At 32.9% G+C, this 12,163-nt stretch carries 13 protein-coding genes; all 13 read left to right on the forward strand.

The features are described 5' to 3' along the window. Positions 1 to 310: 310 nt before the first annotated feature. The 13 genes from LUA91_RS15845 (at position 311) to LUA91_RS15905 (ending at position 12,162) form a co-directional block, all read left to right on the forward strand. Positions 311 to 814 (forward strand): UpxY family transcription antiterminator, encoded by a 504-nt coding sequence (locus tag LUA91_RS15845; RefSeq protein WP_231427091.1) that lies wholly within the window; start codon positions 311 to 313, stop codon positions 812 to 814. A 214-nt stretch (positions 815 to 1,028) separates the two neighbouring features. Beyond that, a complete protein-coding gene (gene asnB, locus LUA91_RS15850; protein WP_231427092.1) occupies positions 1,029 to 2,819 on the forward strand; it encodes an asparagine synthase (glutamine-hydrolyzing) in 1,791 nt (596 codons plus the stop codon). After that, positions 2,816 to 3,943 (forward strand): glycosyltransferase family 4 protein, encoded by a 1,128-nt coding sequence (locus tag LUA91_RS15855; RefSeq protein ID WP_231427093.1) that lies wholly within the window; start codon positions 2,816 to 2,818, stop codon positions 3,941 to 3,943. The genes asnB and LUA91_RS15855 overlap by 4 nt, the downstream gene beginning before the upstream one ends. Further along, on the forward strand, positions 3,933 to 4,790 hold the full coding sequence (locus LUA91_RS15860) for an ABC transporter permease (RefSeq protein WP_231427094.1): 858 nt from the start codon (positions 3,933 to 3,935) through the stop codon (positions 4,788 to 4,790). Before LUA91_RS15855 ends, LUA91_RS15860 begins: the two co-directional genes overlap by 11 nt. Before the next feature lie 98 nt (positions 4,791 to 4,888). Next, complete coding sequence (locus LUA91_RS15865) at positions 4,889 to 5,233, forward strand: four helix bundle protein (protein WP_255717821.1); 345 nt, start codon at positions 4,889 to 4,891, stop codon at positions 5,231 to 5,233. Positions 5,234 to 5,293: 60 nt separating this feature from the next. After that, entirely contained in the window at positions 5,294 to 6,583 is a 1,290-nt protein-coding gene (locus tag LUA91_RS15870; RefSeq protein ID WP_231427096.1) for an ABC transporter ATP-binding protein, read from the forward strand. A gap of 78 nt (positions 6,584 to 6,661) precedes the next feature. Then, entirely contained in the window at positions 6,662 to 7,339 is a 678-nt protein-coding gene (locus LUA91_RS15875) for a bifunctional 2-polyprenyl-6-hydroxyphenol methylase/3-demethylubiquinol 3-O-methyltransferase UbiG (protein ID WP_231427097.1), read from the forward strand. Then, positions 7,332 to 8,213, forward strand: coding sequence for a glycosyltransferase (locus tag LUA91_RS15880; protein ID WP_231427098.1), 882 nt, complete (start codon positions 7,332 to 7,334; stop codon positions 8,211 to 8,213). The genes LUA91_RS15875 and LUA91_RS15880 overlap by 8 nt, the downstream gene beginning before the upstream one ends. Continuing rightward, positions 8,197 to 8,886 carry an FkbM family methyltransferase gene (locus LUA91_RS15885; protein WP_231427099.1) on the forward strand — a complete coding sequence of 230 codons (690 nt, stop codon included), beginning with the start codon at positions 8,197 to 8,199 and terminating at the stop codon, positions 8,884 to 8,886. The genes LUA91_RS15880 and LUA91_RS15885 overlap by 17 nt, the downstream gene beginning before the upstream one ends. After that, positions 8,883 to 9,620, forward strand: a complete 738-nt coding sequence (locus LUA91_RS15890; RefSeq protein WP_231427100.1) for a DUF268 domain-containing protein — start codon at positions 8,883 to 8,885, stop codon at positions 9,618 to 9,620. Before LUA91_RS15885 ends, LUA91_RS15890 begins: the two co-directional genes overlap by 4 nt. Then, positions 9,617 to 10,477, forward strand: coding sequence for an alpha-1,2-fucosyltransferase (locus LUA91_RS15895; protein WP_231427101.1), 861 nt, complete (start codon positions 9,617 to 9,619; stop codon positions 10,475 to 10,477). Before LUA91_RS15890 ends, LUA91_RS15895 begins: the two co-directional genes overlap by 4 nt. Beyond that, positions 10,462 to 11,175: a glycosyltransferase family 25 protein gene (locus LUA91_RS15900; protein ID WP_231427102.1), complete on the forward strand. Its 714-nt coding sequence runs from the start codon at positions 10,462 to 10,464 to the stop codon at positions 11,173 to 11,175. The genes LUA91_RS15895 and LUA91_RS15900 overlap by 16 nt, the downstream gene beginning before the upstream one ends. A 90-nt stretch (positions 11,176 to 11,265) precedes the next feature. Next, positions 11,266 to 12,162, forward strand: a complete 897-nt coding sequence (locus LUA91_RS15905; RefSeq protein ID WP_231427103.1) for a hypothetical protein — start codon at positions 11,266 to 11,268, stop codon at positions 12,160 to 12,162. The last annotated feature ends 1 nt before the right edge of the window (position 12,163 follow it).

The following is a 12,163-nucleotide window of genomic DNA, read 5'->3' on the forward strand; positions in this document are numbered from 1 at the left end:
ACTATTTAAAAAACCACGAAAATAAAATTGATATTTCGCAATAATTAACTTTGAAAAAAAGTGGTTTTAATAATAGAATTAAGTAGTTTTGATGTTACATTGCTCCTAACGAATTAATTTATATAAATCACAATCTAGTTGATGATTGACAGTCCTGGTTGGTTACATTTTTCTTATAATGTTTACTTGAAAAGTCTAAATGGCATTTTTCAAGAACTAACTTCGACTTTTTCCTTCTTTTATAAAAGATGCATTAGCTCAAATGCTCAAACAGCGCCAATAAATAGACTTCCTAATCTACATATCTATTATGATTGATCAACACTATAAATGGTTTCCTGTTTATACGCGATCAAGGGCAGAAAAAAAAGCTTATGATGAATTGTTGCGAAAGGGAATTACGGCATATTTGCCACTCAAAAAAACACTGAAACAATGGAGTGATCGGAAAAAAATTGTTGAAGAGCCACTGATAAAATCTTACCTCTTTGTATATATTTCCACTAAAGAGCATGCAGAAGTTTTAATGACAAATGGCATCGCCAGATTTTTATATTTCTCCGGAAAAATAGCTTCCATGCCTGATCAGCAGATCGATCATCTTAAATTATTATTGGCTACCGACGAAGAGTTGGCAGTATTTGATTATGATATCAAACCTGGTCAGAAAGTGCTTATTAAGGCCGGACCTTTTAAAGATATGATTGCAGAGATGGTTTCAATACACAATAAACAACGTATTATTTTACGTTTAGATAATATCGGGTATTCGATTGAAATTAATACATCGATGGCTTTTGTAGAGCCTCTGTAATTGGATTGTTAATTGAGTCATCGGATGAATACTGGTAGTATGCTATATTCAAAGGATGACTAATATAGTGAATAACTAGTGCCAGGATGCTGGTGAGTGATTAGTCATTTTTTTAAAAAAAATGTGACTGAAGGGGCGAAGCTGTGTCCAGTAAGAATGGAAAATGGAAAGCACAACACCCAATCTAAAATCGTAATTCGTATATCGTAATTTAATGTGCCGAATAGCAGGTATAATTGATAAAAACCAAAACCCTGAACAACTTCTTAAAGATGTTACAGCCATGTGCGATAGCATGAAGCATGGTGGACCCGATGGCGAAGGTTTTTATTCGGAATCGGCACTCGGTTTGCAATTTGGACATAGAAGGTTGGCCTTAATCGATCTTTCTCCCTCGGGTAAACAGCCAATGAGCTACCACGATAAAAATTTAACCATCACATTTAATGGGGAAATTTATAATTATCTCGAATTAAAAGAAGAATTATCAGCCAAGGGATTGATTTTTACTACACAAAGCGATACAGAGGTGATTTTAGCAGCCTATAGATTTTGGGGAGAAGAATGCTTTACAAAGTTTACAGGTATGTTTGCCTTTGCCATTTTTGATCAAGCGAAACAAGTTACTTTTCTGGTTAGGGATCAAATGGGTATAAAACCCCTTTACTACAATACAAATAACAATCGGCTGGTTTTTGGATCAGAAATTAAATCTTTTAAGGCAACTTCATATCAATATCAAGAAAACCGCGATTGGAAAATTTACTTCCTTGCATTTGGGCATATCCCACATCCTTTCACCACGCTTCAAGATGTGTATTCATTGCATCCTGGCCATTTCTTAAAGTGGGATCATCAGGAAAGTAAATTCGCAATCTTTTCTTTTAAGGAAGAGCTGAAGCCTAAAACTGTTTTTGATCAGCAGGAAGGGAGCGATTTAATTGCCGCAAAACTTAAACAAGCGGTAAAACAACATTTGATTACTGATGCTTCAATCGGTGTATTTTTGAGTGGAGGAATTGATTCGAGTATCATCACACTGTTGGCCAATAAAAGCATTGGAAAAAACTTGAAAAGCTTGTCTATCAATTTTCAGGAAAAAACCTATTCGGAAGAAAGGTTTCAAAAAATAATTGCTGATCGGATTAATGGAATACACCATAATTATTTGGTTAAAGAATCTGATTTAACAGCAAATTTCGATCAAATTATTGATGCGATGGATCAACCCACAAATGATGGCATTAATTCGTGGTTTGTAACTCAATATGCGAAAGCTGATGGTTTAAAAGCGGTATTATCGGGCATTGGTGCGGATGAACTTTTGGGAGGATATCCATCTTTCAAAAGAATAAAATTGATTAAAAAATTAAAACATACACCCCGTTTTCTGTTGAAGTTATCGGCATACATTCCTCACGATAAACTAAAACGGATTTCCTATTTAAGCTATAAAAATCCAGTAGGTGAATATCTTTTTTTAAGGGGATTTTTCACACCTGACGCCATTTCCAAAATATTAAGCATCGACAAAAAACATGTTGATCACTTATTGGAAAATTTTCCGATTGAAAAGTTAATCGATACGTTAGAAGGAGAAGAAAGAGTTGCGTGGATGGAGACGAATCTTTTTATGCAGAACCAGCTTTTAAAAGACACCGATTTTATGAGCATGAGTCACGGCGTTGAAGTGCGGGTTCCATTTTTGGATCAAAATTTTGTGGCCGCTACCCAAAGCATAGCCAACCAAAAAAGGTTCCCAACCCGGCCAAAAGGCTTATTGATCGACGCTTTTAAAAATATTATCCCCGAATCGATTTGGAACCGAGCTAAGATGGGTTTTACTTTTCCTTTGCAACAATGGCTTCTAAAGAACGAAAAGATCATCAATGAAAAACATTATGATGGATATGCCTTGCAATTGATTAAGAAATTCAAAGCGGGGAAATTGCATTGGTCGAAAGCTTTTGCATTATACCAGATAGCCAACAGCAACAATAATTGAGAAGCGAAAAGATTCTTTTTTTAACATTGTATACGTATAGTTTAACAGGTGGCATTGAAAAGGTAGGCCAAACCATTATTGAAGTATTCAAGGAACTAGAAAATGCTCATAAAATTAAAAATCATGTTACTTTATCACTGCACGATTTACAAAATTTTATAGATCATAAAGGCTTCAGAAGCAACAAATTTTTGTATCTACTGGCCGTATTAAAAAATGCCTTTACTGCCGATACTATCATACTCAGTCACATTCACATCCTACCTTTTGCGAAGCTGATTAGAAAATTGAGTCCTAAAAAGCGGATTATTTTGTTTGCCCACGGCATCGAAGTATGGAAGCCTCTGGCAAAGTGGAAACAAGAATTCTTAAATGGAATTGAAATATGGGCGGTTAGTAATTATACAGCCGAAGTGCTTCAGAAAAGTAATCATGTTGAACATCAAAACATCAGCGTTTTGAATAATAGTTTATCAAGAAACTATTCATATTCTATAAAGACAAATTCAGAGGCAAGCTTACTTGATCAATATCAGATTGCTGCAGGTGAAAAACTTATACTTACGGTTTGTAGGTTATCATCATCCGAACAATATAAAGGTTATGACCTGGTGTTGTTGGCCTTAAAAGATGTTATCAAAATCTATCCAAACGTTAAATACATCATTGCCGGTAAGGCTGATGATATGGAGCGAGAACGGGTTTTACAGCTCATTCAAGATTGTAAACTGGAAGCTCATGTAACTTTGATAGGGTATTTAGATGAGGATAAATTAAAGGAACTTTATCAATTGGCTGATATTTTTGCCATGCCAAGTAAAGGTGAAGGTTTCGGATTGGTTTATCTGGAAGCAGTTGCCAATGGATGCAGCGTTTTAGCAGGCAATGCCGATGGAAGCAAAGATGCTTTACTAAATGGAAAACTCGGTTTGCTTGCTGATCCTGAAGACAGAGATGCAATTTATCAGGGATTAATTCAGCTATTGCAACAACCCATTACTGAAGATGAGATTGTTCGAAGACAGCAAATGGCTGAAGCAAATTTTGGCTTTGAAAGGTATGTGGAGAAAGTGGAAAGACTGCTAGCCTCACCCTCCTGTATTACAAAAATAAATGGATCATAAAGAGGAATACAGTTGGACCATAGAAGCAAAAGCTTCGTTATTTGACCTTAAACTAAATGAAGTTTGGGCATACCGAGATTTATTATGGCTTTTGGTGAGAAGAGATTTTGTGTCTTTCTACAAACAGACCATCCTAGGTCCGCTTTGGTTTTTTATACAGCCTCTTTTCACAACCATTATCTTCACTTTTATATTCGGCAACTTAGCCGGAATATCTACTGATGGCCTCCCAAAACCTTTGTTTTACATGGCGGGTATTACGGCTTGGAATTATTTTGCAGATTGCCTGACTAAAACCTCTACTGTTTTCAAAGACAATGCTGCTATTTTTGGTAAAGTATACTTTCCAAGACTCATCATGCCATTAAGCATCGTGGTGAGTAATTTGGTTCGTTTTGGTGTACAAATGCTATTATTTCTTTTAATGATGGCTTATTATTACTTCAATGGAGCAGCCTTTCACATTACTTCGGCCATCTTACTATTCCCTTTAATCGTTATGTTAATGGCTCTAATGGGCCTAGGCACTGGAATGATAATTTCCGCGATGACCACAAAATACCGTGATTTGGCTTTCTTGGTAACCTTTGGTGTGCAACTTTTAATGTATGCTACAACGGTGATCTATCCCCTATCCGAAGCTTTTAATAAATACCCAGCTTACGCCTGGATTATAGAATACAACCCAATGACACCGATTATCGAAACATTTAGATATGGATTTTTGGGTGAAGGTAGTTTTAGCTGGGGAAGTGTGGGATACGCCTGTATTGTGACCATTGCATTGCTTTTCACTGGGGTTGTGGTTTTTAATAAGGTAGAACGGAATTTTGTGGATACGGTTTAGAACGTTTTTCGTCTACCGTTTTTCGTCCAACGAGCAACGAAAAAAAAACAATATATTAATTCAATTATCCTTCAATTTCTTACTATAAAACCATCATTATCGAAAACAAATTAGAAGTATGGAAAAAAGCTCACGATCTCACATTATCAATTTATTTGTTGACCAAGCAATTTCCTAAGGAAGAATTATTTGGGTTACCTTCCCAAATTAGAAGAAGTGCAGCTAGTGTACCAACGAATATAGTTGAAGGGCAAGCTAGGCAACATATTAAAGAATTTAAGCAGTTTTTATTTATTGCAAAGGGGTCCTTAGCGGAAACACACTATCACTTATATTTGGCTAAAAGTTTAGCATATATAAATGAAGAAAATTATCTGTTTATTGACAGCCAAATCATTAGTATAATAATGATGTTAGCTAAGCTAATCAAGTCTTTAGGATAAGCCGCCATTCATCCATCGTCTTTCAATTAAGAACGAGAAACGACAAACGAACAACGAACAATGATGAGTATCGCAATAAAAGTAGAAAACCTCTCCAAAGCTTACCAACTTGGGCAAATTGGAACAGGTACCATAAGTCGGGATCTAGAGCGTTGGTATGCCCGCATGCGTGGTAAGGAAGATCCATTTTTACGAATCGGTGAAAGCAATAACCAAAATACCAAAAGCGAGAGTGACGTAGTATGGAGTTTGAAAGACATAAATTTCGAAATTGAACAGGGTGATGCGGTAGGTATTATTGGAAGAAATGGTGCCGGCAAAAGTACGTTATTAAAAATATTGAGTAAAGTCACCGCTCCTACTACAGGTAAAATATCTGGTAAAGGTAGAATTGCAAGTTTACTCGAAGTAGGTACTGGATTTCATCCTGAATTATCCGGACGTGAAAATATTTTTCTGAATGGTGCCATTTTAGGGATGCGTAAGAAAGAAATACAGCGTAAACTAGAGGAAATTGTAGATTTTGCCGGAATTGAACGTTATCTAGATACTCCAGTTAAACGCTATTCATCAGGTATGTATGTTCGCCTAGCTTTTGCTGTTGCTGCTCACTTAGAATCTGAAATTCTAATTGTGGATGAGGTCTTGGCAGTAGGTGACGCAGAATTTCAAAAGAAATGTTTAGGCAAGATGGGTGAAGTGAGTAAAGGTGAAGGAAGAACAGTGTTGTTTGTGAGCCATAATATGGATAGCGTAAGAGCATTTTGTAAGAGATCTATTTTACTTAAGAATGGAGAGATTATCTCAGATGGTCTAACAGATTTTTCAATAAATAAATACAAGGAAATAAACTATAATATATCCTCCAACTTTCGATGGTTAAATGAAAATTTGCCAGGAAATCATATTGTTAAGCTTATTGCTGTCAGTATAATAGATGAAAACAGCAAAATAAAAGAAAGTTTTGATGTAACAGAAAAAATAGGAATTGAGCTAGAATATAAAGTATTAGAATCAAATCATATATTATGGCATGGGATAAATTTTTACTCAGGTGAAAATCAACATCTCTTTGATTCGCATAGTGTAAATTCTAAATGGTATAATGTTCCACACCCGCTTGGAACTTTTAAAACAGTTGCTTGGATACCTGCTAATTTCTTCAACGAAAGCCGAATAATTATAAGTGTTGCAATATTCAATCATAAACAACACGAGCTTCACCTTCATGTAAAAGATGTTGTATCATTTGAAACTTTAGATTCACTTCGAACAGATATTGTAACATCTAGAGGTTTAACATCAGGTAATTTCCCGGGAATTATAAGACCACTTCTCAATTGGACATAGTATACACATTGGCAACTTCAATTTTATAGATATTAATAACATTTATAACGAATAATGATAAAGTTTCTAAAAAAAATCATGATGAGAATTCATAGGTTTTTCTACAATAAAAGGCTGTTGGAAGACAACGGAGAAAGAATAGAAATCCATTATAATAGACTCATAAACTTTGATGGATTTGATATGTATCAAAAAAGTCACTACAGGCGCTATCAATATGCTTCAAATCTTCTTACTCAATCTGATATTTGCGGTGATTTCGCATGCGGCACAGGTTATGGTAGCGTTATGTTATCCGTAATTGCCAGTAAAATAATAGGGCTTGATATCAACCAAAATGTAATAGATAAAATTAGCAGAAGATATTCCTCTAATAAGAAAGTAACCTTTATTGAAAAGGATATTTTGACTATTAATTACGTAGAACTATTTGACAAAATAATATCATTTGAAACAATCGAACATTTTGATGAACATGACATATGCAGATTGCTAAAAAAATTCTGCCTGGCATTAAAACCTGGAGGGATTTTGATATTTTCTACACCATATATGCAAAAGGATACCGAAGTTGCAAAAATATTGGGCCATCATAAAACATATTTTATAGACCAATATCTCATCAATAATTGGCTATTAAATGCGGGATTTGTAAATAATAGCTTCAAATTTCAAAACTATCAAACACATGAGATAGAAGAAGATTTGGAAAATAAGGATTTTATTATTTGCATTGCTCAAAAACCAAATGCCTAAGGTTTCAATCTGTATACCAACATACCAACAATTAAATTTTTTGGAGTTGACACTAAATTCAATTAAAGCACAGGATTTTGTAGATTATGAAATAATTATAACAGATGATACCCCTGACAGTTCTGTATTGGACTTGATCAAGACTTTTAATTTTAAAGGAAGGCTTACCTATCACAAAAATAAAGAAACATTAGGCTCGCCAAAGAACTGGAATAAAGCTATATCTCTAGCAAAAGGTGATTATATCAAGATTCTTCATCATGATGATTATTTTTCACACAGGACTAGTTTAAGCAAATTTGTAAAAATGCTAGACGATCATCCGGAATCTGACTTTGGATTTAGCAGTGCTAATGCTAGAAATGTAGAATTTGGGCATAACTGGATACACAAACCTAGTACAAAAGTAATTAATCAACTTGTATCAAATCCACTTATTTTGTTTTTTGGTAATATCATAGGTCCACCAAGTTCAACTATTTATAAACGAGAAAGTAGTTTTAATTACGATGAAAATTTAAAGTGGTTAGTCGACATAGATTTTTATATTAGATTCTTAAAAGCGAACAAACTATTTCAGTATAATCAAGAACCTCTTATTACTAGTATATCCGGCGCGAAACATAATGTTACAAATAATTGCATTAACAATAAAGAAGTTGAAGTCAAGGAATATTTATATTTATATAGAAAAAATTACTATTGGAAATTGATATTTAATCTGCGATTCCTTCTTTTCTTTAGGTCTATATTTAAAATTTATAATATACAATCAAAATCTGATCTCAAAGCTTTAAACATAAACTTTAGACCACCACTTCCAATAATCTTTTTACTTACTTTAAGAAAATTAATTAATGTTTTTCAAAAATAAATATAGGAGAAAATCGTATTCTCAATGTGGTGAAGACCTTATCATAAAATATATTTTCGATAACATTGGAATATCGAAACCATCATATCTTGACATTGGGGCACACCACCCATATTTTCTAAGCAATACCTTTTTGTTCTATGAAACAGGTTCAAGAGGAATAAATGTAGAGCCAGATAGTACCCTTTTTCCCATTTTCCTCAAGAAAAGGAAAAAGGATACAAATCTCAATATTGGGGTTGGTCTATCAAATTCTATAGAAGATTTTTATATAATGTCTAGCCGAACACTAAATACATTTTCTAAAACTGAAGCTGAACGCTATCAAAATGAGGAAAATTTTCCCATTAAGCAAATTATAAAAACGAAGGTAGTGACGATTAAGGATATATTGAATAAATATAATGGTGGGATATTTCCTGACTTATTGAACATTGATGTTGAAGGTTTTGATGAAAAGATTGTGAGATCAATAAACTATTTAGAAAATCCTCCTAAGGTTATTTGTATTGAAACATTAACGTTTTCTACCTCGGGCAATGAAATTAAAAATCATAATTTAATTAACTTCCTGTGTTCAAACGGGTATTTTTTATATTCAGATACCTATATAAATACAATTTTCGTTCTGAAAGATATTTGGATAAAAAGATTTAATAAAGAAACTTTATGATTAACAGGCTTATTTCAAGGTTCAATAGATATAAGAATAATTATAGCAAGAAACAGATTTTTAATGATCAGTTTGAGACTTTCAAAAGAAATGATATAAATTGCAAATTGTCATGTGAAAGAGCAGATATATATCCCTGCCTAAACGATAATACCAATATTACAGAATTTGACGCTCATTATATATATCATCCAGCTTGGGCGGCTAGAATTATTAAGTCATTGAATCCAACTGAACATACAGATATATCATCAATATTATATTTCAGTACAATTTTATCTGCATTTTTACCAGTTAAATTTTATGATTACAGGCCAGCAGAGGTGAGCTTAAGTGGTCTAAAATCAGAGAAAATTGATCTGACCAATTTATTTTTCGAAGATAATAGTATTGAATCTTTATCCTGTATGCATACAATAGAGCATATTGGCTTAGGGCGTTATGGCGATCAAATAGATCCTGATGGGGATATCAAGGCTATAAATGAAATAAAAAGAGTCGTTAAAAAAGGAGGCTCAATTCTATTTGTTGTGCCAGTAGGTAATCCAAAAATTATGTTTAACGCACATAGGATTTACGACCCAATTATGATAATAGATTTTTTTTCTGGATATTCTTTGAAAGAATTCTCATTAATTACAGATGATGGGCAATTTATTAATGGAGCACCACTTAGCCTTGGAAAGACTCAAACTTATGGCTGTGGATGTTTTTGGTTTATAAAAAATACATGATAATAGCTAAGTTGATGGGGGGGCTTGGAAATCAAATGTTCCAATATGCGTTTGCAAGAGCCATAGCGAACAAGCATAAGATTGCATTTGATTTGACCTCCTACTTGAATTCTAGTAATAAGTCTAACTTCATAACTTCAAGAAATTACGAGCTTGAGATTTTCACCAATATAAAAACTAAAAAGATTCCAGTAATAATCATTAGACTTATTACCAGTAGAAAAATATTCAAATTAAGGCCCTTGTTTCCCAATTTTTTAATAAAAATATTAAACCTGACTGATGAAAATGCCTCCAACTATTACCAGAATGACATAAAAGAGAAAATTTGTTTAGTATCAGGCTATTTTCAAGACCCAAAATACTTCAATCATATACGGCCTACATTAATTGATAAATTTAAATTCCCTGAAGTATCGGAGAGTATATCATTTCTAAAGAACGAAATTATATCAGTAAATGCAGTATCCATTCATGTAAGAAGGGGTGATTATTTAAAAAGTCAAAATATCGCGGTTCATGGTATTTTACCAATATCATATTATAATTATGCTATAGAGTTAATTGCAAAAAAAACAAAAAACCCCAAATTTTTTGTTTTTTCGGATGATATTAATTGGTGTAAAGAAAATTTCAATAATAATAATTCTGTTTATTTTATGCTCACTCAGTCTGAGCCAGTATGGACTGATATGTACTTGATGAGCATTTGTAAACATAATATTATTGCTAATAGTAGCTATAGCTGGTGGAGTGCTTGGCTAAATCAAAATAACGAAAAGTTAGTAATAGCACCAAGGGAATGGTTTGTACATAATGATTCAAAAATTTGTCTTGACACATGGATTATGATTTAACACCATACATTAATTACAGGCAATATTTTGATCAAATTTATCTTGTAAACTTAAAAAGGAGACCTGATAGATTAGAGAGCTTTTTTATAAAAAATAAAGAGATTTTTAGTAAAAATGATATTAAGGTATTTGAAGCAGTAGATGGAAAAGCAATTATTAAAAATATTGATTGGTCATACTCAAAAGGAGCTTTGGGATGTAGATTGAGCCATTTGAAAATTCTTAAAGATGCAGAAGAGAAGAAGTTTTCCAGAATACTAATCATTGAAGATGACGCCATTATTAAAAAAAACTTCAATAGCAAATTAAAATATCTCTTGAAAACTATTAATTATGATTGGGACATGATTTATTTTGGAGGAACACATAACCTGCCTCCAATTCAAATTGATAAAAATATTACGAGAATCACGCGTACATTAACAACTCACTGTTACGCAGTTAATTATCGATGCATAGCGGAATTAATCCAAAAAATTGAAACAGACAAACGTTGGGTCGATTGTGCTATAGCAGACCTCCATTCTAGCCTTTTAGTATATGGGTTCAGTGATAATGTCGCAACTCAACAAAAAGGTTACAGTGATATTTTAGAAGAAGTTGTGGATTATAATACTCCATTTTTTGTTAAAATAAAGCGCAAGATTAGAAAAATTATAAAAAAAATAGTTGTGAGACTAAATATCTATAATAGTTGATCAATGAGAGCAGAACACTCGTTAATTCAGATTCCAATCGAGCGTTCATATTGTATAAATGTAAATTAAAATAATAAGTGTAATAATTCAATGATAGCCTCCACAATATACACAATTACTAAAGGCAACTATAAATATGGCGTTATTGCTTTGATTAACTCTCTACGTTTCTGCGGAATAGAAAATGAAATTATTGTTGGTACTGATAAGGAAATTATTGAATTAACTGGGCATAAAAATATTAAGCAAATTATAATTGATTCAGACTGGAATCCTACAAATCTAAAGGGCAAATTAATTCTAGATAACCCAGCAAATAGCTTTATATTTTTTGATGCAGATATAATTGTTAGTAGTGCGAAATTTGTTAGGATTGTTGAGAAATATATAGAACAAGGTAAATTTTGTACAGTAATTGATGGAATAGTTCCGCATAATGACCATAGGCGCCATCTTTGGAGAACAGTGTCACCCAGTGATATAGAAATTCCTTCTCCATGGTATTACAATGCTGGTTTTTTTGCTGGAAATTCTACATTACATTTTGATTTTCTAATGAATTGGTTGAACATGATTGAAACTACTTTAGATCCAACAAAATTTTTGTTTGAAAATGATGACTTTCCAATGGCTGACCAGGATATATATAATTGTTTATTACAAAATGTCGCTACGGCAGACATTGTATCTTTTTCACCTAGCGATTGGTTAGGAATATCTACTCAGCTTAATCCATTCTTCCAAATTGGAAATTTTAGACCAAATGCATTTATACATTGTACTGGTGAACATAAACCATGGAAAATAATTGGTTTGCCTAAGCAAGCTCCAAACGAGTATGATATAAAATGGTATGATTTTATTTTCAATCCTGAAAATACTATAAAAGCAAACTTTAGGCTTAATAAGGTGCAGCACCAGTGGTTTAAAAATAAAATACAAATTCGAATATTACGAAAGATAAAGAACAGACTAAATCTTTCATAAC

Source organism: Pedobacter sp. Leaf250 (genome assembly GCF_920984735.1).
Classification (GTDB): Bacteria; Bacteroidota; Bacteroidia; order Sphingobacteriales; family Sphingobacteriaceae; genus Pedobacter.

Coding starts and splice junctions, on each gene's coding strand:
- LUA91_RS15845 (WP_231427091.1), top strand. CDS start 311: ATGATTGATCAACACTATAAATGGTTTCCTGTTTATACGCGATCAAGG.
- asnB (WP_231427092.1), top strand. CDS start 1,029: ATGTGCCGAATAGCAGGTATAATTGATAAAAACCAAAACCCTGAACAA.
- LUA91_RS15860 (WP_231427094.1), top strand. CDS start 3,933: ATGGATCATAAAGAGGAATACAGTTGGACCATAGAAGCAAAAGCTTCG.
- LUA91_RS15870 (WP_231427096.1), top strand. CDS start 5,294: ATGATGAGTATCGCAATAAAAGTAGAAAACCTCTCCAAAGCTTACCAA.
- LUA91_RS15875 (WP_231427097.1), top strand. CDS start 6,662: ATGATGAGAATTCATAGGTTTTTCTACAATAAAAGGCTGTTGGAAGAC.
- LUA91_RS15880 (WP_231427098.1), top strand. CDS start 7,332: ATGCCTAAGGTTTCAATCTGTATACCAACATACCAACAATTAAATTTT.
- LUA91_RS15885 (WP_231427099.1), top strand. CDS start 8,197: ATGTTTTTCAAAAATAAATATAGGAGAAAATCGTATTCTCAATGTGGT.
- LUA91_RS15890 (WP_231427100.1), top strand. CDS start 8,883: ATGATTAACAGGCTTATTTCAAGGTTCAATAGATATAAGAATAATTAT.
- LUA91_RS15895 (WP_231427101.1), top strand. CDS start 9,617: ATGATAATAGCTAAGTTGATGGGGGGGCTTGGAAATCAAATGTTCCAA.
- LUA91_RS15900 (WP_231427102.1), top strand. CDS start 10,462: ATGGATTATGATTTAACACCATACATTAATTACAGGCAATATTTTGAT.
- LUA91_RS15905 (WP_231427103.1), top strand. CDS start 11,266: ATGATAGCCTCCACAATATACACAATTACTAAAGGCAACTATAAATAT.